This is a genomic window from Streptomyces tagetis (assembly GCF_018069565.1).
Classification (GTDB): Bacteria; Actinomycetota; Actinomycetes; order Streptomycetales; family Streptomycetaceae; genus Streptomyces; species Streptomyces tagetis.
Genome location: NZ_JAGPNL010000007.1, coordinates 1 through 22,103 on the forward strand (window position 1 = coordinate 1; position 22,103 = coordinate 22,103).

The 22,103-nt window shown below is 73.5% G+C and carries 20 protein-coding genes and 1 riboswitch; of the genes, 12 read left to right on the top strand and 8 right to left on the bottom strand.

Going from position 1 to position 22,103, the window contains the following annotated elements; genetic code table 11:
* Positions 1–565: 565 nt before the first annotated feature.
* Positions 566–1,954, bottom strand: coding sequence for a M1 family metallopeptidase (locus J5Y05_RS22630; RefSeq protein ID WP_210874892.1), 1,389 nt, complete (start codon positions 1,952–1,954; stop codon positions 566–568).
* Positions 1,955–2,137: 183 nt separating this feature from the next.
* On the bottom strand, positions 2,138–2,713 hold the full coding sequence (locus tag J5Y05_RS22635; RefSeq protein WP_210874893.1) for a TerD family protein: 576 nt from the start codon (positions 2,711–2,713) through the stop codon (positions 2,138–2,140).
* A 199-nt stretch (positions 2,714–2,912) separates the two neighbouring features.
* Between J5Y05_RS22635 and arfB the strand changes: the two genes are divergently transcribed.
* On the top strand, positions 2,913–3,341 hold the full coding sequence (arfB, locus tag J5Y05_RS22640; RefSeq protein ID WP_210874894.1) for an alternative ribosome rescue aminoacyl-tRNA hydrolase ArfB: 429 nt from the start codon (positions 2,913–2,915) through the stop codon (positions 3,339–3,341).
* A 13-nt stretch (positions 3,342–3,354) separates the two neighbouring features.
* On the opposite strand, the gene J5Y05_RS22645 is transcribed toward arfB, so the two are convergent.
* A complete protein-coding gene (locus J5Y05_RS22645; RefSeq protein ID WP_210874895.1) occupies positions 3,355–3,945 on the bottom strand; it encodes a flavin reductase family protein in 591 nt (196 codons plus the stop codon).
* A gap of 302 nt (positions 3,946–4,247) precedes the next feature.
* On the opposite strand from J5Y05_RS22645, the gene cdgB reads away from it, so the two are divergent.
* Together cdgB and J5Y05_RS22655 are read left to right on the top strand one after the other, a co-directional pair.
* Entirely contained in the window at positions 4,248–5,903 is a 1,656-nt protein-coding gene (gene cdgB, locus J5Y05_RS22650) for a diguanylate cyclase CdgB (protein WP_210874896.1), read from the top strand.
* A gap of 144 nt (positions 5,904–6,047) precedes the next feature.
* Positions 6,048–6,968: a carbohydrate-binding protein gene (locus tag J5Y05_RS22655; protein ID WP_210874897.1), complete on the top strand. Its 921-nt coding sequence runs from the start codon at positions 6,048–6,050 to the stop codon at positions 6,966–6,968.
* A gap of 13 nt (positions 6,969–6,981) precedes the next feature.
* On the opposite strand, the gene J5Y05_RS22660 is transcribed toward J5Y05_RS22655, so the two are convergent.
* The 3 genes from J5Y05_RS22660 to J5Y05_RS22670 all read right to left on the bottom strand — a co-directional run bounded on the left by J5Y05_RS22660 (position 6,982) and on the right by J5Y05_RS22670 (position 10,165).
* A complete protein-coding gene (locus tag J5Y05_RS22660; RefSeq protein ID WP_210874898.1) occupies positions 6,982–7,908 on the bottom strand; it encodes a 1-phosphofructokinase family hexose kinase in 927 nt (308 codons plus the stop codon).
* A 140-nt stretch (positions 7,909–8,048) separates the two neighbouring features.
* Complete coding sequence (gene nagA / locus J5Y05_RS22665) at positions 8,049–9,194, bottom strand: N-acetylglucosamine-6-phosphate deacetylase (RefSeq protein ID WP_210874899.1); 1,146 nt, start codon at positions 9,192–9,194, stop codon at positions 8,049–8,051.
* Complete coding sequence (locus J5Y05_RS22670) at positions 9,194–10,165, bottom strand: ROK family protein (protein ID WP_210874900.1); 972 nt, start codon at positions 10,163–10,165, stop codon at positions 9,194–9,196. The genes nagA and J5Y05_RS22670 overlap by 1 nt, the downstream gene beginning before the upstream one ends.
* A gap of 107 nt (positions 10,166–10,272) precedes the next feature.
* On the opposite strand from J5Y05_RS22670, the gene J5Y05_RS22675 reads away from it, so the two are divergent.
* Genes J5Y05_RS22675 through otsB form a run of 3 tightly spaced genes read left to right on the top strand, consistent with a single transcriptional unit; the run spans position 10,273 to position 12,748 of the window.
* Positions 10,273–11,538 (top strand): ABC transporter substrate-binding protein, encoded by a 1,266-nt coding sequence (locus J5Y05_RS22675; RefSeq protein WP_307854045.1) that lies wholly within the window; start codon positions 10,273–10,275, stop codon positions 11,536–11,538.
* A 47-nt stretch (positions 11,539–11,585) separates the two neighbouring features.
* Positions 11,586–11,837 carry a DUF3263 domain-containing protein gene (locus J5Y05_RS22680; protein ID WP_210874901.1) on the top strand — a complete coding sequence of 84 codons (252 nt, stop codon included), beginning with the start codon at positions 11,586–11,588 and terminating at the stop codon, positions 11,835–11,837.
* A 35-nt stretch (positions 11,838–11,872) separates the two neighbouring features.
* A complete protein-coding gene (gene otsB, locus J5Y05_RS22685; protein WP_210874902.1) occupies positions 11,873–12,748 on the top strand; it encodes a trehalose-phosphatase in 876 nt (291 codons plus the stop codon).
* Positions 12,749–12,846: 98 nt separating this feature from the next.
* On the opposite strand, the gene J5Y05_RS22690 is transcribed toward otsB, so the two are convergent.
* Positions 12,847–14,250, bottom strand: coding sequence for an alpha,alpha-trehalose-phosphate synthase (UDP-forming) (locus J5Y05_RS22690; RefSeq protein WP_210874903.1), 1,404 nt, complete (start codon positions 14,248–14,250; stop codon positions 12,847–12,849).
* 143 nt (positions 14,251–14,393) lie between these two features.
* Between J5Y05_RS22690 and J5Y05_RS22695 the strand changes: the two genes are divergently transcribed.
* A complete protein-coding gene (locus J5Y05_RS22695; protein WP_210874904.1) occupies positions 14,394–15,179 on the top strand; it encodes a hypothetical protein in 786 nt (261 codons plus the stop codon).
* A 21-nt stretch (positions 15,180–15,200) separates the two neighbouring features.
* Here J5Y05_RS22695 and J5Y05_RS22700 read toward each other — a convergent pair whose 3' ends face one another.
* On the bottom strand, positions 15,201–16,145 hold the full coding sequence (locus J5Y05_RS22700; RefSeq protein ID WP_210874905.1) for a glucosyl-3-phosphoglycerate synthase: 945 nt from the start codon (positions 16,143–16,145) through the stop codon (positions 15,201–15,203).
* A 131-nt stretch (positions 16,146–16,276) separates the two neighbouring features.
* A riboswitch (SAM riboswitch) is annotated at positions 16,277–16,424 on the top strand.
* A gap of 18 nt (positions 16,425–16,442) precedes the next feature.
* On the opposite strand from J5Y05_RS22700, the gene thrC reads away from it, so the two are divergent.
* The 5 genes from thrC (at position 16,443) to J5Y05_RS22725 (ending at position 22,101) form a co-directional block, all read left to right on the top strand.
* Complete coding sequence (gene thrC, locus J5Y05_RS22705; protein ID WP_210874906.1) at positions 16,443–17,741, top strand: threonine synthase; 1,299 nt, start codon at positions 16,443–16,445, stop codon at positions 17,739–17,741.
* A 95-nt stretch (positions 17,742–17,836) separates the two neighbouring features.
* Positions 17,837–18,112: a MoaD/ThiS family protein gene (locus tag J5Y05_RS22710; protein WP_210874907.1), complete on the top strand. Its 276-nt coding sequence runs from the start codon at positions 17,837–17,839 to the stop codon at positions 18,110–18,112.
* Between the two features lie 440 nt (positions 18,113–18,552).
* Positions 18,553–18,756, top strand: a complete 204-nt coding sequence (locus J5Y05_RS22715; RefSeq protein ID WP_004929928.1) for a cold-shock protein — start codon at positions 18,553–18,555, stop codon at positions 18,754–18,756.
* Positions 18,757–19,080: 324 nt separating this feature from the next.
* On the top strand, positions 19,081–20,703 hold the full coding sequence (gene groL / locus J5Y05_RS22720) for a chaperonin GroEL (protein WP_210874908.1): 1,623 nt from the start codon (positions 19,081–19,083) through the stop codon (positions 20,701–20,703).
* A gap of 258 nt (positions 20,704–20,961) precedes the next feature.
* Entirely contained in the window at positions 20,962–22,101 is a 1,140-nt protein-coding gene (locus tag J5Y05_RS22725; RefSeq protein ID WP_210874909.1) for an NADH:flavin oxidoreductase, read from the top strand.
* Positions 22,102–22,103: the final 2 nt, after the last annotated feature.

Consider the following 22,103-nt stretch of genomic DNA (forward strand, 5'->3'; position numbering starts at 1 on the left):
CCGGCCGGTGCCGCGTTGCGGGTTGCCGCTGTAGCGGCCGGTGGAGTGCCGGGGGCCGCTGCCGCGCCGCCGGGCTGCGGCCGGGCCCGGGACCGCTGCCGGGCGTCCCCGGAGCCCGCGCCGCGGGGCCGCTGCCGTGCGGGGCGCCGGTGGCGTGCTGCCGGCCGGTGCCGCGTTGCGGGTTGCCGCTGTAGCGGCCGGTGGAGTGCCGGGGGGCCGCTGCCGCGCCGCCGGGCTGCGGCCGGGCCCGGGACCGCTGCCGGGCGTCCCCGGAGCCCGCGCCGTGGGGCTGCTGCCGTGCGGGGGCGCCGGTGGCGTGCTGCGAGTTGCCGCCGGTGGAGTGCCGGCCGCTGCCGCGCTGCGGGCTCCCGCCGGGCCCGGGGCTGCTGCCGGGCGTTCCGGAGCCGGTGCCGGGGGCGGTGGAATGCGGGGGGTTGCTGCCGTGCCGGGGCGCTGTCGGCCGGTGTCGCGCGGCGAGTTGCCGCCGTAGCGGGCCGCTGTCGCTGTCGTACCGCCGGCCGCTGTCGCGCCCCGCGCTTCCCCGATGCCGCCGTGCCGCCGCCCGTCAAGGGCGTGGCGGTTTCCCCGAGCCGTACAGCCATTCCTTCCACAGGGGCGTGAAGTCCTTGCCCGGGGCGGACTTCTCGACGTACGCCGTGAAGTCGGCGGTGTCCGCCGTGCCGTGGCGGTGGGCCGCCGACCAGCCGCGCAGCAGGGCGCGGAAGGCGTCGTCGCCGACGGTCTGCCGGACGCGGTGCAGGACCATGGCGCCGCCCTGGTAGACCGGGCTCTCGAAGAGGTGGGCCGCGTCCGGCGGTTCGGCGGGCGGGAAGGCCCACAGGTCCTCGCCGGTCGCGTAGAACGTGTCGAAGGTGTGCTGCGCGCTGTCGCCGCCGTGGTCCTCCTCCCACAGCCACTCCGCGTAGGTGGCGAAGCCCTCCGCGAGCCACACGTCCGCCCAGGTCTTCGGCGTGACGGAGTTCCCGTACCACTGGTGGGCGAGTTCGTGGACGAGGGTGCTGAGGTCGGGGGCGCCGGCGAAGTAGGGCCGGGTCTGCGTCTCCAGCGCGTACCCGGCGTCGCCGGGCCGGTCCACGATCGCGCCGGTGGAGGAGAACGGGTACGGCCCGAAGAGGTCCCGCGCCCACTCCACGATCTCGGGGATGCGGGCGAGGACGGCCTTGCTCGCCCCGGCCTGTTCCGGGTCGACGGCGGTGAGCACGGGCAGCCCGTCGCGGGTGGTGGCGCGGGTGACGTCGAAGCGGCCGATGGCGACGGTGGCGGCGTGGCTCGGCATCGGCTCGGCGCTGTGCCAGGTGGACGTCGTCCGGCCGCCCTCGGTGCGTTCGCCGGTCAACTCCCCGTTGGAGACGGCCCGCAGGCCCTTCGGCACGGTGATCGTGAGGTCGTAGGCGGCCTTGTCGGACGGGTGGTGGTTGCCGGGGAACCAGGCCATCGAGCCGGTCGGTTCGCCGAGTCCGACGGCGCCGTCGGCGGTGTGCAGCCAGCCTTCCTCGGAGCCGTCGTGGTCGGTGATCGTCACCGGCTCGCCGGAGTAGCGGACGGTCACCCGGAAGGTCGCGCCGCGGTGGAGGTCGTCGGGCGGACGGACGGTCAGTTCCTGGCCCGCGCGGTTCCAGCGGGCCGCCCGGCCGTCGACGGTGACCTCCTCGACGGTGAGGCCGTCGAGGTCGAGGTCGAACGCGGAGAGCGCCTTGGTGGCGCGGGCGGTGACGGTCGCCGTGCCCGACAGGCGCCGGCCGGCCGGGTCGTAGTCGAGGACGAGGCCGTAATGGCGTACGTCGTAACCGCCGTTGCCCGCCTTCGGGAAGTACGGGTCGCGCAGCCCCGAGCCGCCGGGCGTGCCGTGGACGCCGCTGCCGCCGCATCCGGCGGCCGGCGCAGCCAGCGCGGCGAGCGCCACGGCGAGGGCGAACGGACGGCGAGGGCGCACGCCGTGATCCTAGGGCCCCCGGTCCGGGCCGCCGCACCCCGCCGCGCGGACCCCGTACGGGCCGCGCGCGTCTCCCCGCCACCGGCGTACGGGCCGCCCACGCCCCGCGTCACTCGCTACGGGCGGACGCGCCCCGCGCGGGCCCCGTCGGACGTGCCGGGAGCCCGCGCGGCGGACGGGACGTCAGACGTTGACGCCGAAGTCCTGGGCGATGCCGACCAGGCCCGAGGCGTACCCCTGGCCGACCGCGCGGAACTTCCACTCGGCGCCGTTGCGGTACAGCTCGCCGAAGACCATCGCGGTCTCGGTGGCGGCGTCCTCCGACAGGTCGTAGCGGGCGATCTCGCTGCCGCCGGACTGGTTGACCACGCGGATGTAGGCGTTGCGCACCTGGCCGAAGTTCTGCGAACGGGACTCGGCGTCGTAGATGGAGACCGGGAAGACGATCTTGTCGATGTCGGCCGGCAGAGCCGCCAGGTTGACCTTGATCGCCTCGTCGTCGCCGGCGCCCTCGCCGGTGCGGTTGTCACCGGTGTGGACGATGGTGTTGTCCGGCGTCTGCTTGTTGTTGAAGAAGACGAAGTGGGCGTCCGAGTAGACCTTGCCCTCCGCGTTGACCGCGATGGCGGACGCGTCGAGGTCGAAGTCGGTGCCGGTGGTGGTGCGGACGTCCCAGCCGAGGCCCACGGTGACCTCGGTCAGGCCCGGAGCCTCCTTGGTGAGCGAGACGTTGCCACCCTTGGACAGGCTTACAGCCATTGTTGGGAGTCCCTTCCCTCGTTTGCTTACGGCACGAAAGCTACAGCCACCCCCATGAACGACGTGAGGGGCCCGCAAGGTTCCGGCTCTTTCGGCCTTCTTCGGCGGGCACCGCCGCGGGGGCGCGGCGGTGCGGGGGTGACGGAGACGATCCGGATATCGGGGTGACGCGGGGCCGGTGGCGCGGGACCATGGAGGCATGTCCGGTCCCTATGTCGTCCGTGGCTCCGTCTCGCTGCCCGAGGCCGAGCTGATGTGGCGTTTCTCGCGTTCCTCGGGGCCCGGCGGACAGCACGTCAACACCACGGACACACAGGTGGAGCTGCGCTTCGACCTGGCCCGCACCGAGGCCCTGCCCGAGGTGTGGAAGGCGCGGGCGCTGGAGCGGCTGGCGGGGCGGCTCACCGACGGGGTCGTCACCGTGCGCTCCTCCGCGCACCGTTCGCAGTGGCGCAACCGGGAGGCCGCCGCCCTGCGCCTCGCCGCGCTGCTGGCGGAGGCCACCGCGCCGCCGCCCCGGCCCCGCCGCCCCACCCGCGTCCCGCGCGGTATCAACGAGCGCCGGCTGCGCGAGAAGAAGCAGCGCTCGCAGACCAAGCGGGGCCGTTCCCCGAAGAGCTGGGACTGAGGGCGCCGGCCGCTCAGCCCAGGTGCCGGTAGCGGCCCCGGAAGTACATCAGCGGGCCGCCGTCCGCGCTCGGTACCCGGGCCGTCAGCACCCGGCCGATGACCAGCGTGTGGTCCCCGGCCTCGACGCGCTGCTCGGTGCTGCACTCCAGGGTCGCCAGTGCCCCGCCCACCAGCGGCGCCCCGGACGCCTCGCCCCGGGTGTAGGGGATGTCCTCGAAGAGGAGCCGGTCGCTGATCCGGCCCCGCATGGCGAAGCGGCCGGCGATGTGCCGCTGGCTCTGGGAGAGCACGGAGACCGCCCACAGCGGCTGCTCGGTGAGCAGGTCGTCCATGCGGGAGCCCGAGCGCAGGCTCACCAGGACCAGCGGCGGGTCCAGGGACACCGACATGAACGCCGTGGCCGTCATCCCGGCGTCCTCGCCGAGCGGCGCCCGGGGGTCGTCGGGGTCCAGCGGCGGCTCCTGGGCGGTCACGAGGACCACGCCCGAGGAGAGCCGGGACATGGCGGCACGGAACTCGTCGTTGCTCACTCCGCCAGCATGCCCGGAGGCGGGGGAGGGCAACGAGGAGGCGGCGACGGTGGCAGGGGGAGTGTTCGGCACACCATCACGCTAATCGGCGCCGTGCGCGCCCCGCATCGGGCCCCGGGACCAGGCCGGTCCTAGGACCGCGGCCGGAGCCCCGCCCTCCGCCGGTCGTCTGATTGGTTGGCCGTGATGCGTCGAAAACGCGGAAACACCACCCAATTGTTCAGGTTTCGTTGTGACTTGAGTCACAAGGGGCGGTAATTGTTGACCCTGTGTACCGAGTGGGGAGCGCGCTGTGATTCAGTGGCGGAAGCTGGTAGGACGATACGCCGAAGAGAACCCTTGATTCACTGCGAGGTCTCGGGGGGAGGGCGAGGATGGAGACCGAGTCGGAGCCCTACGTCCGTCTTGAGTCCCTGCGGCAACTGCACCGCGCCATGGCAGACATGAACACGGCCCGCAGCCTGGCCGACACCCTTCAGACCGTCGCCGACGGCGTGATCGACGCCCTCGGGTACGCGCTGGCGTGCGTCAACCTCGTCCGTCCCGACGGCGACCTCGTCGTCGCCGCCTTCGCCGGCGACCAGGCCGCCGAGGCCCTCATCACCGGCCGGGTCGGCTCCCGCGCCTCCTGGGACCGCCGCCTGATGATGGGCGAGCGCTGGGGCGACCTGGTCTTCATCCCGCACACCGAGGGCTGGGTCCTCGACGACGACGACGTCCCCCAGTGGTACACCGACGGGCCCGAACCGCGCTTCGAGGACGAGTGGCACCCCTCGGACCGCCTCTTCGCCCCCATGTACGCGCCCGGCCCGCAGGGCGGCGGCACCAGCGGCGACCTCGTCGGCGTCCTGTCCGTGGACCGCCCGCGCAACGGCCGCCACCCCGGCGCCTGGGGCCGCGAGGCGCTCCAGATGTACGCCTTCCAGGCCGCCATCGCCATCAGCAACGCCCACCTGCGCTCCAACATGCAGCGCGCCCTCATCCGCCTCGAACGCGACCAGCAGGCGCTGCGGGCGAGCGAGGAGAGCTTCCGGCAGGCCTTCGAATACGCCCCCTCCGGCATGGCCATCGCCGAGATGGGCGGCGACCAGCACGGCCGCATCCTGCGCACCAACGACGCGCTGTGCCGGCTGCTCGGCCGCCCCGCCTCCGCGATGCGCCGCTACGCCTTCTCCGACCTGGTCCACCCCGAGGACATCGGCACCCTGCTGCGCACCTCCGCCGAGGGCGGCCGGGCCGAGCTGCGCCTCGGCCGCCGCGACGGCACCTACGTCTGGGTCTCGCTGCGCAACAGCGTCGTCGCCGACGCCGCCGACGGGCCGCGCTTCCTGCTCACCCACGTCGAGGACATAGAGGAGCGCAAGCGCCGCGAGCTGCAACTCGCCCACCGCGCCTCCCACGACTCGCTGACCGGACTGCCCAACTCCGCCGAGCTGCGCGCCCGCCTCTCCGCCCGGCTGTGCCGCCGCCCCAGCTCCCCGCACGCGAGCGTGGCCGACATGCTGGACGCCGCCTACGCGCGTCCGAGTCGCCGGGCCGACGACGAGGACCCCGGCCACCGGGAGGACCCGGGGCCGTACGCCGCCTACGACCACCACGTGCACGTCGCCGCCCCCGAGGGGGACGACGGCGCCAAGGGGCTCGCGGTCCTCTTCTGCGACCTCGACGGGTTCAAGTCGATCAACGACCGGTTCGGGCACAACGCGGGCGACGCGGTCCTCATCGAGGTCGCCCGCCGGCTCGGCTGCGGGGTCCGCGACGGCGACACGGTCGCCCGGCTCGGCGGCGACGAGTTCGTGATCCTCGCCGACGGGCTCGGCCAGGCCGACGCCGAGGACCTCGCGGTCCGCCTCCGCAGCGAGATCATCCAGCCGATCCGGGCCGAGGGACGGGCCGTCCGCGTGGGCGCCAGTTTCGGCATCGGATGGGCCCACTGCGGGATGACGGCGGACGAAGTGCTGAAGTCCGCTGACGAACGGATGTACGTCGAGAAACGATCTCGTCCCAAACAGCACCGGCGAGCCGGGTGATCCCCAGGACAGTGGGCTGATACGGCCCGATTCACCCCTCCGTACCAGCCCGGAGGGGTACCCCCGTTCGAGCGAATGATGCCACCGGGGAAGGTAGGCTCGGCCTCTCACCGCACGCACCGCACCTGGTTAGGAGACCTAGGGATGACGCCCGGCAACAACGGCGCGAGCACGCCCGAGGACGACGACCCGTTCGGCTACCTCTACGCCGACGGGCAGGCCAACGGGGCCCAGCCGCCGTCCGGTGGCTACGGCTACCCGAACTCCGTCAACCGGGTGCGCCCCGTCGGCACACGGCAGTACGGGGCACCCCAGGCCCAGGCCCCTCAGCAGCAGGGTGTCTACGGCCAGCCCAACGCCCACTACGCCGCGCCCGAGACCGCGCCCGGCGCCCCCGGCCCGCAGCAGGGCCGCGCGGCCGGCGGAGGTCGCGGTCGGGGGCCCAACACCAAGGGCCTGCTGATCGGCGCCATCGCCGTGGTCGCGGCGGTCGTCGTCGGCATCGCGGTCGCCATGGCGAGCAGCGGCGACAAGGACGACGACAAGGGCGGCAACGAGGCCGGGGCCAGCGCGCCCGCCCAGCCGGAGAGCGGCGAGCCGTCGGCCACCGCCGAGGAGGAGGGGGAGAAGGACGAGAAGGAGGCGGAGCTGCCGGCTTCGGACGCCAAGGCGCTGCGCCTCTCGCCCGGCCTCTCGACCTCCTCGGACACCCCGGGCGCCCAGGCCGAGGGCGGGGTCTACGTCGCCGGTTTCAACCAGGTCGGCGCCAAGGTCACCTGGACCGTCGACGGCATCAAGGACAAGGGCTCCTACCGGCTGTACGTGCAGTACGGCATCCCCGGTGTGGACGCCAACGCGACGCTCGTGGTCAACGGCAAGGCCGACTCCCGCCCGCTCAACATGCGGAACTTCGCCAAGTCACCCGAGGGCGACTGGGAAAAGGGCTGGCAGAACACCTGGGCCAACGTGAACCTGAACCAGGGCACGAACACGATCGAGCTCGCGTGCAACGAGGGCAACCAGTGCGACGTCAACCTCGACCAGGTCTGGCTGAAGCCGGGCTAGGCCAAGAACCGACTCAGCCCACCTCCGACGTCACCGTGACGCCGGAGGCGAGCAGGTCCTCGTAGGCCGCCCGGTCGAACTCGCCGGCGGCCGGGGCGAGGACCGTCGCCGCGGAGAGGGCGACCGCGCGGGCCAGCCGGTCCGGCCAGGGCAGGCGTTCCACCAGGCCGGACAGGAGGCCCGCGACGGCGGAGTCGCCGGCGCCGGTCGGGTTGCCGGCCAGCGGGGCGGGCGGTGCGGCCCGCCAGCGGCCCTTCGGGGTCACCGCGAGCAGCCCGTCGGCGCCCAGCGAGGCGACGACCGCGTGGGCGCCGCGCCGCCGGGCGGACTGGGTGGCCCGCAGCGGCTCGTGCGAGCCGGTCAGCTCGGCCAGTTCCTCGGCGTTCGGCTTGATCAGGTCGGGCCGGGCGGCGACGCCCCGGCGCAGCGGCTCCCCGCTGGTGTCCAGCAGGACCGGCACCCCGGCCGCGCGGGCGGTGCGCACCAGGCCGGCGTAGGCGCCGACCGGCAGACCCGGCGGCAGGCTGCCGCAGAGGGCGACGGCGTCCGCGGCGCCGAGCAGCCGTTCGTAGGCGCTCTGGAAGTCGTCCCACTCGGCGGGCGTGATGGCCGGACCGGGTTCGTTGAGCTGGGTGGTGTCGCCGGTGCGCCGGTCCACCACGGCGATGGTGCGGCGGCTGGCGCCCTCGGTGGGCACCAGCGCGTCCACGACCCCCGGCACGGCGGCGAGCCCTTCCCGTACGAGGTGGCCGGTGGTGCCGCCCGCGAAGCCGGTGACGGTCGTCTCGTGGCCGAGGGCGGCGAGCACGCGGGCCACGTTCAGCCCTTTGCCGCCGGGGCGCTCGGTCACCTCGGTGACCCGGTGGGAGGCGTGCGGGCGCAGGTCGGGGACCCGGTAGGTGAGGTCCAGCGCGGTGTTCAGGGTGACGGTGAGGATCACCTGTGCCGACCTCCCCCGTCCGCTGGGTACGCGGCGCCCGCCCGGTGCGTACGCCGGACACGATCATGCCAAACGCACGCCGGGCGGCCCACCCCGCGGGCGGGTGCCGTACGCCCTTCGGGGGCGGAGTCGCGGACGGATCAGCCCAGTTGGGGATCGACCACCCAGGCGCCCCGGCGCATGACGCCGACCAGGTCGAAGTCCTCGTCCAGCACCACCAGGTCGGCGTCCTTGCCGGGCTCCAGCGAGCCGATCCGGTCGGAGAGGCCGAGCAGCCGGGCCGGGGTGGCGGAGATCGCGGCGACCACCTCGCCGACCGGCAGCCGGTCGACCGTCACCGCCCGTTTGAAGGCGCGGTCCAGGGTGAGCGTGGAGCCGGCGATCGTGCCGCCCTCCACCAGCCGGGCGACGCCGTCGGCGACCTCGACCTCCAGCGGGCCGAGCATGTAGCGGCCGTCGCCGAAGCCGGCCGCGTCCATCGCGTCGGTGATGAAGGCGACCCGGTCGGCCCCCGCGTGGTGGAAGGCGAGCCGGAGCGAGGCCGGGTGCAGGTGGGTGCCGTCGTTGATCAGCTCGACGGTGACCCGCTCGTCCTCCAGCAGGGCGGTGACGGGGCCCGGGGCGCGGTGGCCGAGCGGCGGCATGGCGTTGAAGAGGTGGGTGGCGACGGTGGCGCCGGCGTCGACGGCCTGGAGCGTCTGCTCGTAGCTCGCGTCGGTGTGGCCGACCGCCGCGATGACGCCGTGCTCGGCGAGGAGCCGGACGGAGTCGAGGCCGCCGGGGAGTTCGGGGGCGAGGGTCATCATCCGGGCGTGGCCGTGCGCCGCGTCGATCAGCTTGCGGACCTCGGCCGGGTCGGGGTCGCGCAGCAGCCGCTCCTCGTGGGCGCCCTTGCGGCACGGGGAGATGAACGGCCCCTCGAAGTGGATGCCGGCGATGTCGCCCTGCTGGGCCAGTTCGGCGAGCACCCCGGCGTGCCGGGTGAGGAAGTCCAGGTCGCTGGTGACGGCGGAGGCGACCAGGGTGGTGGTGCCGTGCAGGCGGTGGGTGTGGACGCCCCGGAGGATCTCCTCGGCGGACCCGCCGGCGAAGGAGGCTCCGCCGCCGCCGTGGTTGTGCAGGTCGACGAAGCCGGGGACCACCCAGTGGCCGCCGGCGTCGAGGGTCTGCGCGCCGGCGGGGGCCGTGTCCGCGATCCGCGTGCCGTGGACGACGACGCGGCCGTCGTCCACGGTCCCGGTGGGGAGCACCACCCGGGCGCCGGCGAGAACCTTGCTGGGGGCCATCAGGTGGTTACCTCCGGGGACGTCAGGGTGGGGGTGGCGGACGGGGCGGGGGTGCCGTGGAGCAGGTCCCAGGCCATGAGCCCGGCCCCGAGGCAGCCGGCGTTGTCGCCGAGGGCCGCGGGGACGAGTTCGGGCAGGCGCTGGAAGGTGACGCGGCGCCGGACGGCGTCCCGCAGCGGCGTGAACAACGTTTCCCCCGCCTCCGCGAGGCCGCCACCGATGATCAGGACACGCGGGTCCAGCAGGGTGAGCGCGGTGACCAGTCCGTCGGCGAGGGCGTCCACGGCGTCCTGCCAGACGCGCCGGGCGCGCTCGTCGCCGGCCGCGACGGCCTTCGCGCAGTCGGCGGCGTCCGCGTCCGGGCCGCCGCCGGCCTCGGCCCACGCCTGGCTGACCGCCGAGGCGGAGGCGTACCGCTCCAGGCAGCCGCGCTGGCCGCAGGGGCAGGGGGCGCCGCCGGGGCGGACCACGATGTGGCCGATCTCGCCCGCGAAGCCGTGCGCGCCCGCCTCGACCCGGCCGTCGAGGCCGATCGCCCCGGCGATGCCGGTGCCCAGCGGCACGAAGAGGAACCGGTCGGCGCCCCGGCCGGCCCCGATCCGCCCCTCGGCGAGGCCGCCGGTGCGCACGTCGTGGCCGAGGGCGACCGGGATGCCGCCGAGCCGTTCGGCGACGAGCGCCCGCAGCGGGACGTCGTGCCAGCCGAGGTTGGCGGCGAAGACGGCGGTGCCGCTCTCCTCGTCGACGATCCCGGGGACGGCGACGCCGGCCGCGCGGGCCGGTTCGCCGAAGCGGTCGGCGCCGTGGGCGCGCAGCTCGGCGGCGAAGTCCAGGATGCCGGCGACGACCGCCTCGGGTCCGCGGTCGCGGCCGGTGGCGCGGCGGGCCTCGTGGAGCAGTTCGCCTCCCGGCCCGGCCAGGGCGGCCTTCATCCCGGTGCCGCCCACATCGAGGGCGATGACATGTCTCACGGGGGACAGTGTGACCCGTTGACCCGCGAGAGGTCTAGTCCACTTGCGTGGTGTAGACCTTAATCCGTTAAACGAACACTGATGGTCGGCAGGTTGGGGCAGGTACGGTGCAGCGGCGTAGGACTGGAACGATCGCGGTGGTGTCCGCGCTGGGCATGACGGCGCTCCTCGGCGGCTGCGGCCTCTCCGGAGACTCCGCCGACGTGACCCTGAAGCTGGTCGCCGCCGACTACGGCGACAGCGAGTCGAACAGTTCCCGGATCTACTGGCAGAAGCTGGTCCGCGCCTACGAGGCCGAGCACCCCGGCGTCCGGATCGAGGTGTCGGTCCACTCCTGGAACGACGTCGACCGCAAGGTCCGCGAGCTGGTCGACGCCGGACAGGCCCCCGACATGGCGCAGATCGGCGCCTACTCGGACTACGCCGCCAAGGACCTGCTCTACCGGGCCGACGACGTGCTCTCCATCCCGGTCCAGGCCGACTTCGTCTCCCAGTTGGCGGGCGCGGGCCAGGTCCGCGGGGTGCAGTACGGCATGCCGTTCGCGGCCTCCACGCGCGTGCTCTTCTACAACAAGACCCACTTCGAGAAGGCCGGCATCACCCCGCCGAAGTCCTGGGACGACCTGGCGCGGGCCGCCGAGGCGCTGAAGGCGGAGGGCGTCACCTACCCGTACGCCCTGCCGCTCGGCCCCGAGGAGGCGCAGGCCGAGACCATGCAGTGGATGCTCAGCGGCAAGGGCGGCTACACCGACCTGAACGGGACGTACGCCCTCGCCTCCCCGGAGAACGTCTCCACCTTCACCTGGCTCAAGGAGGAACTGGTCGGCAAGGGGCTGACCGGCCCGGTCGCCCCCGGCAAGCTCAACCGGGCCGACGCCTTCGCCGCGTTCGCCGACGGCCAGGTCGGCATGCTCAACGGCCACCCCTCGCTGATGAAGGCGGCGGCCAGGAAGAAGGTGGAGTTCGGCATGGTGCCGACCCCCGGCATCGAGGGCGAGAGCCGCAGCACCCTCGGCGTCAGCGACTGGATGACCGCCTTCAAGCAGAACGGTCACCAGGAGGAGATCGGCGACTTCCTCGACTACGTCTACAGCAGCGAGAACGTCCTCGCCTTCTCCCGCGAGTACGACCTCCTCCCGGTCACCGGCTCCGCCTCCGAGATCATGAGCGAGGCCGAGGAGGACAAGGAGCTGCGGCCCTTCCTGGACGAACTGCTCCTCTCCGAGCTGTACCCGGTCGGCAAGTCCTCCTGGGCCGCGGTCAGCGCGGAGGTCAAGAAGCGGATAGGCCGGGCGGTCGCCCCCGGCGGCGACCCGGTGGAGGTCCTCGCCGGCGTCCAGACGACGGCGGCGCGGGCGGAGAGCGGCCACTAGCCGCCGGGCTTCGGCCGCTGTCGGCGGCGGGGGATACCGTGCCGGACATGGAGCACGAGCAGCACGAGCGGGCGGGGGAGCCCGGCCGGCGCGAACGGGACATCCTCGCCCTGGAGCGCCGGGGCTTCCCCGGCCCCGGCGCCAAGGAACGCGCGATCCGCGAGGAGCTGGGCCTCGCCCCCGTCCGCTACTACCAGCTCCTCAACGCCCTCCTGGACGACCCCCGCGCCCTCGCCGCGGACCCGGTGACGGTCAACCGGCTGCGCCGGGTGCGCGAGGCCCGCCGGGGGGAACGCTGAGGTTGCCGGGGCGCCCGGCGGGATAGGTTCGCCGTATGGGCAGCCACACGGACTCCACCCCCGACCACCCCGGCCCCGGCGCGCTGCCGGAGCCCGCGACGGACGCCGGGCGCGCGGGCCTCGCCGCGCTCCTCGCCGACCCCGGCCACGCGGTGATCGCCCTCGACTTCGACGGCACCCTCGCCCCGATCGTCCCCGACCCCGACCGGGCCCGCGCCCACCCGGACACGGTGCCCGCGCTCGCGGCCCTCGCCCCCCGGGTGGCCTCCGTCGCGGTGATCACCGGCCGCCCGGCCGGGGTCGCCGTCGCCCACGGCGGCTTCGCGGACGCGCCCGGACTGGAACACCTCGTCGTCCTCGGCCATTACGGCGCCGAACGCTGGGACGCCGCCACCGGCACCCTCACCGCCCCCGACCCCCACCCCGGCGTCGCCGCCGTCCGCGCCGCGCTCCCCGGCGAACTGGAACGCGCCGGGGCCGCCGAGGGCACCTGGATCGAGGAGAAGGGCCACGCGGTCGCCGTCCACACCCGCCGCGCCCCCGACCCGCAGGCCGCCTTCGACGCCCTGAGCGGCCCCCTCGACGCCCTCGCCGCCCGCCACGGACTGATCGTCGAACCCGGCCGGATGGTCCTGGAGCTGCGCCCGCCCGGCATGGACAAGGGCGTCGCCCTGCGCGACCACGTCCGCGCCACCGGCGCCGCCTGCGTCCTCTACGCCGGCGACGACCTCGGCGACCTGCCCGCCTACGCCGCCGTCGACGAGCTGCGCGCCGCCGGCACCCCGGGCCTGCTGGTGTGCAGCGGCAGCGACGAGGTCACGCGGCTGAGCGAGCGCGCCGACCTCGTGGTGGACGGACCGGCGGGCGTGGTCGCCCTCCTGCGGGCCCTCGCGGACCGCCTCGCGCCCTGACCCGCGGGCGCACGCCCCGGCACTGCGCGCACCCCCGCACGCACCGCCGCACGACGACCGCACGCACCGCCGCACGCACGACGGCCGCCGCGCCCCCGTCAGCCGCGCAGCGCCTCCAACTGCTCCATGAACCACCGCTCCGGGGGCAGCGCAGTCGCCGCGGCGGCCAGCCGCCCGGTCCGCGCGGCCCGCTCCGCCGGGTCCGTCGTCAGCGCCTCGTGCAGCGCGGCGGCCGTCCCCGTCACGTCGTACGGATTGACGGCGAGCGCGTCCGGGCCCAGCTCCTCGAAGGCGCCCGCCTCCCGGGACAGGACCAGCACACAGCCCTCGTCGGAGACGACCGGCACCTCCTTGGCGACCAGGTTCATGCCGTCCCGGATCGGGTTGACCAGCGCCACGTCGGCCAGCCGGTAGGCCGCCAGCGACCGCGCGAAGTCGTCCTCGACGTGCAGCAGGACCGGCGTCCACCCCGGCGTTCCGAAGGTGCCGTTGATCTCCCGCGCGACCCGCTCCACCTCGGCCGTGTACTCCCGGTACACCGCGAGGTCCTGCCGCGAGGGGTAGGCGAAGGCCACGTGCACGACCCGCTCGCGCCACTCGGGACGGTCGGTCAGCAGCCGGCGGTAGGCGAGCAGGCCCCGCACGATGTTCTTGGACAGCTCGGTCCGGTCCACCCGCACCACGGTCCGCCGCGGCCGGCCCCCCGGGTCCGTGCCGATCTCCGCCCGCAGCGCCGCCATCCGCTCGCCGACGTCGGCCCGGTGCGCGCGCTCGCGCAGGAACCCGGCGTCCGCGCCGAGCCCGTGCACACCGATCCGGACCCTCCCGGTCCCGCCCGCCACCGCGTCGCAGCAGGCGGTGAACGCGTCCGCCCAGCGCCGGGTGAGGAAGCCCAGCCGGTCGGCGCCCAGCATCCCGCGCACCACCTGCTCGGCGATGTCGTCGGGGAGCAGCCGGAAGTAGTCGACCGGCGCCCACGGGGTGTGCGAGAAGTGGCCGATGCGCAGGTCGGGCCGGAGCGCGCGGAGCATCCCCGGCACCAGCGTCAGGTGGTAGTCCTGGACGAGCACGGCCGCGCCCTCGGCGGCCTCCGCGGCCAGCGCCTCGGCGAAGGCCCGGTTGTACGTCTCGTACGAGGCCCACTGGCGGCGGAACTCCGCGTCGAAGGCCGGCTCCAGCGGTGTCTGGTACAGCATGTGGTGGACGAACCAGAGCACCGAGTTGGCGATCCCGTTGTACGCGTCGGCGTGCACGTCGGCCGGTACGTCCAGCATCCGTACGCCGTCCTCGCCCACCCCGCGCCGGACCGCCTCGCGGTCGCCGTCGCCGAGCGCCGAACACACCCACAGCGCCCCGGCGTCCGGGCCGATGGCCGACAGCCCGGAGACCAGTCCGCCGCCGCCGCGCCGGGCGTGCAGTGAGCCGTCTTCGCGCACCTGGTAGGAGACCGGCCCCCGGTTGGAGGCCACCAGCACCTGAGCAGCACCGAAGCGTGAAGCCATACGAGTCAACCTAGCCCGGTCCCAGGGGCCTCAAACGTGGCCGGACAACTCTCCGCATCGATTCCGTCACGCGACTTGTGTGAGCACTGTGAAAAGAATGAGGATATGCGGTGCGTATTTCAACACCGTGGGGGGTGGGCAGCATGCCCGTGCACAGACGAGTCCGAGGCGGCCGGGGGGCCGTCACGGCGGCGGCCCTGATGGCGGCCTCCGCACTGGCCCTGGCCGGCTGCGGGGGCGGGAGCGGCGGGGTCCCGGCGGCGGACGCCCGCCCGGCCGACGCCACCGTGTCCGCGACGCCGGTGATCGAGACACCGGAGCCGGAGCCGGAGGAGACCACCGAGACGCCGACGCCCACGCCGACGCCGACCGTGGAGCGGCTCACGGACCAGACCGGCGCCACCGTCGGCACCGCCACGGCCGCCGCCCGCTCCGCCGGCCTCGACTACGCCGTCTACCTCCAGGGCACCGGCCTCTCCCTGGACGGCGGCGGCACGCGGGCCTCGTCCTGGGGTGCCGGCGAGAAGGTCTGCGGCCAGGTCGACGACCCCGAGGACGCCAACCCCGCCTACGACGTGGCCTTCACCGTCCCGCGCGACGGCCGCGACTGCGCCGGGAAGGCGCTGTACACGCCCCCGCCGGCCAAGCCCGCGGGCACCGGCGGCACCACGGGAGGCTCGACCGGCGGCGGCACGGGCGGTTCCACGGGCGGCGGCACCGGCGGTTCCACGGGCGGGACGACCGGCGGCGGCTCCGGCACCACCCGGAACTGCGCCATCACCAGCCCCGCGGGCAACTGCTACGCCGACGGCCAGTTCTGCGCCAACCGGCATCACGGCATGAGCACCTACGGGCGCGGCGGCGAGTACCTGACCTGTCAGCGCGACGGTGCCGGGCGCTGGCGCTGGTCGGACGGGGTCCCCGGCTGATCCGCGGGCCCCGCCGGGCCCTCAGGCCACTCTCCGGGCCGCGTACTCCGCGATCTGCTCCATCGGCGGCCGTTCCTCGGTGTCCACGGCGTGGGTGCGCGGCTCGAAGCCGCCCTCACCCCGCTCGAACTGGGTGAGGGACGGCCGCACCAGCGGGCCGCGGGCCAGCCGCAACTGGGCGGTGCGGTAGATCGCGGCGGACATCCGGCCGAGCGCCTGCCCGTCCTGGTGGCGGTGGTGGCGCACCCCGACGTCGACCTGCGCGAGCGCGTCCAGCCCCACCAGGTGCAGCGCGTCGACGAGCATGCCCAGCTCGACGCCGTAGCCGACCGGGAAGGGCAGCTTCTCCAGCAGCGAGCGGCGGGCCGCGTACTCACCGCCCAGCGGCTGCACGAAGCCGGCCAGCAGCGGCCAGTGCAGGTTGAGCAGCGGACGGGCCACCAGCTCGGTCACCCGGCCGCCCTGACCGGCGGCGGTGCCGAGCGGACGGTCGTACATCGCCTTGACCAGGTGCACGTCCGGGTCGGTCAGCAGCGGGCCCACGATGCCGGTGACGAAGTCGGCGGAGAACTCGCGCAGATCGGCGTCGACGAAGCACACGATGTCGCCGCCGGTCACCAGCAGCGAGCGCCACAGCACCTCGCCCTTGCCGGGCACCGCGGGGATGCGCGGCAGGATGGTGTCGCGGTGCACGACCCGCGCGCCCGCCGCCGCGGCCACCGCCGACGTCCGGTCGCGGGAGCCGGAGTCGACGACCACCACCTCGTCGACGAGCGGGACGCGTTCCACCAGTTCGCGGCGGATCACCCGCACGATCTCGCCGACCGTCGCCTCCTCGTCCAGCGCGGGGAGCACCACGCTGACCGACTGGCCCCCGGCGCGTTTGGCGGCCACGAGCTGCCGGAGCGGGCGGTCGGCGACGGACCACGAGCGGGCGCTCAGCCAGCGCTCGACTTCTTCCAGCACGGTCGGTGGCTCCTTTGTGATCCATCTCGCGGTACGGACGACTGTCTCGGCCGTCATGGCCTTCGGTTACAGTCTTGAACAACGCGGACGGCCCCCGCATGCCGGGGTAGCCACCGCTGACAACCACATACCGCTCATCCAGAGGGGCAGAGGGATACGGCCCGATGAAGCCCCGGCAACCCTCCGGTCGGTTCTTGTCACGCAGACGTGGCGAGGCTCCCGGCTCGGGAAGGTGCCAATTCCGTCTCACGGCGAAACGCGTCGTGGGGAAGATGAGGAGAAAGGGCCTCGCCTCACATGGCTGTGCAGACCGTCGAAAGCGCCAACGCCTCCACCCCTGCCGCCGGTTCGGTCGACCTCGGTCCCGCCGCCGCGCTCTCCTGCCGCGAATGCGGCCACCGCGTCCCGCTCGGCCCGGTCTTCGCCTGCGAGGAGTGTTTCGGCCCGCTGGAGATCGCCTACGACTTCGCCGGCCTCGACGCCGGGGAACTGCGCCGGCGCATCGAGTCCGGCCCCGCCAGCATCTGGCGCTACGCCCCGCTGCTGCCCGTCCCCGCCGACGTGGCCGACAAGCCCAACCTCAACCCGGGGTGGACCCCGCTGGTGCGGGCCGACCGCCTCGCCGCCGAACTCGGCGTCACCGGCGGCCTGTTCGTCAAGGACGACTCCGGCAACCCGACGCACTCCTTCAAGGACCGCGTCGTCGCCCAGGCCCTGGAGGCCGCCCGCGCCTTCGGCTTCACCACCCTGTCCTGCTCCTCCACCGGCAACCTGGCCGGCGCCGTCGGCGCCGCCGCCGCCCGCGCCGGACTGCGCTCGTGCGTCTTCATCCCGCACGACCTGGAGCAGGGCAAGGTCGTCATGGCCGCGGTCTACGGCGGCGACCTCGTCGGCATCGAGGGCACCTACGACGACGTGAACCGCTTCTGTTCCGAGCTGATCGGCGACCCGGCCGGCGAGGACTGGGGCTTCGTCAACGTCAACCTGCGGCCCTACTACGCCGAGGGCTCCAAGACCCTCGCGTACGAGATCTGCGAGCAGCTCGGCTGGCGCGTCCCGGACCAGATCGTCGTCCCGATCGCCTCCGGCTCCCAGCTCACGAAGATCGACAAGGGGCTGCGCGAGCTGATCTCCCTCGGCCTGGTCGAGGACCGGCCGTACAAGATCTTCGGGGCGCAGGCCGAGGGCTGCTCGCCGGTGGCCGCGGCCTTCAAGGCCGGGCACGACGTGGTCCGCCCGCAGAAGCCGGACACCATCGCCAAGTCCCTCGCCATCGGCAACCCGGCCGACGGCCCCTACGTCCTCGACATCGCCCGCCGCACCGGCGGCGCCGTGGAGGACGTGACCGACGAGCAGATCGTGGACGCGATCCGGCTGCTCGCCCGTACCGAGGGCGTCTTCGCGGAGACCGCCGGCGGCGTGACCGTCGGCGTGACCCGCAAGCTGGTCGAGAGCGGCGCGCTCGACCCCGCCCTGACCACCGTCGTGCTCAACACCGGCGACGGGCTCAAGACCCTGGACGCCGTGGCCGGCACCGGCCTGACCGCCACGATCCGCCCCAGCCTGGAGTCGTTCCGCGCGGCCGGTCTCGGCTGAGCAGCCGCCCCGCCGTCCCCTCGTCGTCGGGCGGCGGGGGCTGGACGCGCAGCTCCCGCGCCCGTCGGTACGTCATCCCTTCCGGAGGTTCCCCCGTGAGTGTCACCGTCCGCATCCCCACCATCCTGCGCCCCTACACCGGGGGCCGTGCCGAGGTCGACGCCGAGGGCGCGACCCTCGGCGAGGTCATCTCCGACCTGGAGAAGAACCACACCGGCATCGCCGCCCGCGTCCTGGACGACCAGGGCAAGCTGCGCCGCTTCGTCAACGTCTACGTCAACGACGACGACGTCCGCTTCGAGCAGGGGCTGGAGACGGCGACCCCGGACGGCGCGGGCGTCTCCATCATCCCGGCGGTCGCCGGCGGCTGACCGGTCACCGCCGTTACCCAAGGTAATGGCCGTGACCCGGCGTGTGCGGGACCTGCCCCCTCCGTAAGAGAAGCGGAGGGGGCAATTCCATGGGGTTGAGCACGGTAGAGTTGGGGAACGCGGTCCCGTCCGACGGATCGGGGACCCTGAATTCCTGCCGTACGCCCGACAAGAAGCAGCCAAAGTGTGGGCGGCATTCGCGGCTTTTGTGGCCTTTGCGTGGCCCGACTTGACCTGAATTCAGGCGAATTCTCGCCACTTTCCTGGCCCGGTGCGTCCAGATTTCTCGTCCGATTGACCTGTTGCAGACGGCAGTTGGACAGATACATTCGGCCGCGGTCGACGCGTTCCGGCGCACGCCCCCGAACTCGGGGGGTGAGGTCTGACCCGGGTCCGCGAAGTGCGGATCTGTGCAAGGGCCAGTAATAGGGGAGTTAGGCATGGCTCAGGGCACCGTCAAGTGGTTCAACGCGGAGAAGGGGTACGGCTTCATCGCGGTCGACGGTGGTGCGGATGTTTTCGTCCACTACAGCGCGATTCAGATGGACGGCTACCGCACCCTCGAAGAAGGCCAGCGGGTCGAGTTCGAGATCTCGCAGGGTCAGAAGGGCCCGCAGGCCGACATGGTCCGCCTCAGCGCCTGAGACGTACGGCCACCGAAAGCGAACGGTTCTTCTCCGAAGGGCCCGCACCCCGTGGGTGCGGGCCCTTCGGGCTGTCCGGACGGGCGCTCCGCGGTGTTCGCGGGCGGCGGAGCGGGGCCGCGGATCGCCCGCGGGCGCTTGCACTCGGCAGGGTCGAGTGCTAATCATTGCGTTAGCACTCTGAAGGTGAGAGTGACAACGAGGACCGGGTCGGTGAGGCCCGCGGGCCGGGTGGGGAAGGAACCACGAGGCACGCGAGCCGTCCGTCGCGGGCGCGGGCGCGGTCCGAAGGAATCACCCCCAGTCCTGGAGGGACCACTTCACATGGCCAAGATCATCGCGTTCGACGAGGAGGCGCGGCGCGGCCTCGAGCGCGGCATGAACCAGCTCGCGGACGCCGTCAAGGTGACGCTCGGCCCCAAGGGCCGCAACGTCGTCCTCGAGAAGAAGTGGGGCGCCCCCACGATCACCAACGATGGTGTGTCCATCGCCAAGGAGATCGAGCTCGAGGACCCGTACGAGAAGATCGGCGCCGAGCTGGTCAAGGAAGTCGCCAAGAAGACGGACGACGTCGCCGGCGACGGTACGACCACCGCCACCGTTCTCGCCCAGGCCCTGGTCAAGGAGGGCCTGCGCAACGTCGCCGCGGGTGCCAACCCGATGGCCCTCAAGCGCGGTATCGAGAAGGCCGTCGAGGCCGTCTCCGCCGCCCTGCTGGAGCAGGCCAAGGACGTGGAGACCAAGGAGCAGATCGCCTCCACCGCCTCCATCTCCGCCGCCGACACCCAGATCGGCGAGCTGATCGCCGAGGCCATGGACAAGGTCGGCAAGGAAGGCGTCATCACCGTCGAGGAGTCCCAGACCTTCGGTCTGGAGCTGGAGCTCACCGAGGGTATGCGCTTCGACAAGGGCTACATCTCGGCGTACTTCGCCACCGACATGGAGCGTATGGAGGCCGTCCTCGACGACCCGTACATCCTGATCGCCAACTCCAAGGTCGGCAACGTCAAGGACCTGCTGCCGCTCCTGGAGAAGGTCATGCAGTCGGGCAAGCCGCTGCTGATCATCGCCGAGGACGTCGAGGGCGAGGCCCTGTCGACCCTGGTGGTCAACAAGATCCGCGGCACCTTCAAGTCCGTCGCCGTCAAGGCCCCGGGCTTCGGCGACCGCCGCAAGGCCATGCTCGGCGACATCGCCATCCTCACCGGCGGCGAGGTCATCTCCGAGGAGGTCGGCCTCAAGCTGGAGAACGCCACGCTGGACCTGCTGGGCAAGGCCCGCAAGGTCGTCATCACCAAGGACGAGACCACCATCGTCGACGGTGCCGGCTCGGCCGACCAGGTCCAGGGCCGCGTGAACCAGATCCGCGCCGAGATCGAGAACAGCGACTCGGACTACGACCGCGAGAAGCTCCAGGAGCGCCTGGCGAAGCTGGCCGGCGGCGTGGCCGTCATCAAGGCCGGTGCCGCCACCGAGGTGGAGCTCAAGGAGCGCAAGCACCGCATCGAGGACGCCGTCCGCAACGCGAAGGCGGCCGTCGAGGAGGGCATCGTCGCCGGTGGCGGCGTGGCCCTGCTCCAGGCCTCCCAGGTCTTCGAGAAGCTGGAGCTCCAGGACGACGAGGCGACCGGCGCCAACGCCGTGAAGCTCGCGCTGGAGGCCCCGCTGAAGCAGATCGCCGTCAACGGCGGTCTCGAGGGCGGCGTCGTCGTGGAGAAGGTCCGCAACCTCCAGGTCGGCCACGGCCTGAACGCCGCGACCGGTGAGTACGTCGACATGATCGCCGAAGGCATCATCGACCCGGCGAAGGTGACCCGTTCCGCGCTGCAGAACGCCGCCTCCATCGCCGCGCTGTTCCTCACCACCGAGGCCGTCATCGCCGACAAGCCGGAGAAGTCGGCGGCCCCGGCCGGCGGCGGCATGCCGGGCGGTGACATGGACTTCTGACCGGACCCGTCCGGTCGCGTCCCGCGCACCCGAGGGCGGCATCCCCTGTTCCGGCAGGGGGTGCCGCCCTTGCGGCGTCTTCGGGGCCGGGTTGCGGCCCAACGGGCCTGTGGGGCAGGGGAGTTGGGTGTGCCGGGGATCACAGAAGGCAGGGGCGGAGCACGGAATGCCCGCGCGGGGCGGCCGGTTGTCCTGGACGCGTGCGATGCATGCGCGCGCACATACCCGCCGGTACTCCCTCGACCGAGGAGCCCCCACGTGACCGTCACCGCCTCCGAGGCGTCCGAAGCCGCCGCCCGCGCCGCCCGGCTGCTCGCCCGCCCCGTCACCCTCAACGGACTGACCGTCCCCAACCGCATCGCCATGGCGCCGATGACCCGCATGTTCTCCCCGGGCGGCATCCCCGGCGAGGACGTGGTCTCGTACTACGCGCGCCGCGCCGCCGCCGGCGTCGGACTGATCGTCACCGAGGGCACCTACGTCGGCCACCCCTCCGCCGGGCAGAGCGACCGGGTGCCCCGCTTCCACGGCGAGGAGCAGCTCGCCGGCTGGGCGAAGGTCGCCGAGGCCGTGCACGCGGCCGGCGGCACGATCGTGCCGCAGCTCTGGCACATCGGCATGGTCCGCGACCAGGGCGACCAGCCCTTCCCCGACGCCCCCGCCGTCGGCCCCTCCGGCCTGCGCATCGGCGCGACCGTGCCCACCGGCCGGGAGATGACCCAGCGGGACGTCGACGACGTCGTCGGCGCCTTCGCCGAGGCCGCCGAGGCCGCCGAACGCATCGGCTTCGACGGCGTGGAGATCCACGGCGCCCACGGCTACCTCGTCGACCAGTTCCTGTGGGCGGGCACCAACCGCCGCACCGACGCCTACGGCGGCGACCCGGTGGCCCGCACCCGGTTCGCCGCGGAGATCGTGGCCGCCGTCCGCGAGCGGGTCTCGCCCGCCTTCCCGGTGATCTTCCGCTACTCGCAGTGGAAGCAGGACGCCTACGACGCCCGCCTCGCCGAGACGCCCGAGGAACTGGACGCCCTCCTCGCCCCGCTCGCCGCCGCCGGCGTCGACGTCTTCCACGCCTCCACCCGCCGCTACTGGCGCCCCGAGTTCGACGGCTCCGACCTCAACCTCGCCGGCTGGACCCGGAAGCTCACCGGCAAGCCCGTCATCACCGTCGGCTCGGTCGGGCTCGACGGCGAGTTCGGCAGGGCGTTCCGGGGGGAGGGCGCCGCGCTCGGCAGCCTCGACAACCTCCTGGACCGGCTGGAGAACGACGAGTTCGACCTCGTCGCGGTCGGCCGCGCGCTGCTCCAGGACCCGCAGTGGGCCGAGAAGGTCCTCACCGGGCGCTTCGGCGACCTGGCCCCGTTCGAGGCGGCGTCGCTGAAGACCCTGAGCTGAGC

Bases quoted from the DNA above. Each gene is read 5' to 3' on its own strand.
- J5Y05_RS22635 (WP_210874893.1), bottom strand. From the start codon at position 2,713: ATGGCTGTAAGCCTGTCCAAGGGTGGCAACGTCTCGCTCACCAAGGAG.
- groL (WP_210874908.1), top strand. From the start codon at position 19,081: ATGGCCAAGATCATCGCGTTCGACGAGGAGGCGCGGCGCGGCCTCGAG.
- otsB (WP_210874902.1), top strand. From the start codon at position 11,873: ATGGGCAGCCACACGGACTCCACCCCCGACCACCCCGGCCCCGGCGCG.
- J5Y05_RS22690 (WP_210874903.1), bottom strand. From the start codon at position 14,250: ATGGCTTCACGCTTCGGTGCTGCTCAGGTGCTGGTGGCCTCCAACCGG.
- J5Y05_RS22715 (WP_004929928.1), top strand. From the start codon at position 18,553: ATGGCTCAGGGCACCGTCAAGTGGTTCAACGCGGAGAAGGGGTACGGC.
- J5Y05_RS22655 (WP_210874897.1), top strand. From the start codon at position 6,048: ATGACGCCCGGCAACAACGGCGCGAGCACGCCCGAGGACGACGACCCG.
- J5Y05_RS22680 (WP_210874901.1), top strand. From the start codon at position 11,586: ATGGAGCACGAGCAGCACGAGCGGGCGGGGGAGCCCGGCCGGCGCGAA.
- nagA (WP_210874899.1), bottom strand. From the start codon at position 9,194: ATGGCCCCCAGCAAGGTTCTCGCCGGCGCCCGGGTGGTGCTCCCCACC.
- cdgB (WP_210874896.1), top strand. From the start codon at position 4,248: ATGGAGACCGAGTCGGAGCCCTACGTCCGTCTTGAGTCCCTGCGGCAA.
- arfB (WP_210874894.1), top strand. From the start codon at position 2,913: ATGTCCGGTCCCTATGTCGTCCGTGGCTCCGTCTCGCTGCCCGAGGCC.
- thrC (WP_210874906.1), top strand. From the start codon at position 16,443: ATGGCTGTGCAGACCGTCGAAAGCGCCAACGCCTCCACCCCTGCCGCC.
- J5Y05_RS22695 (WP_210874904.1), top strand. From the start codon at position 14,394: ATGCCCGTGCACAGACGAGTCCGAGGCGGCCGGGGGGCCGTCACGGCG.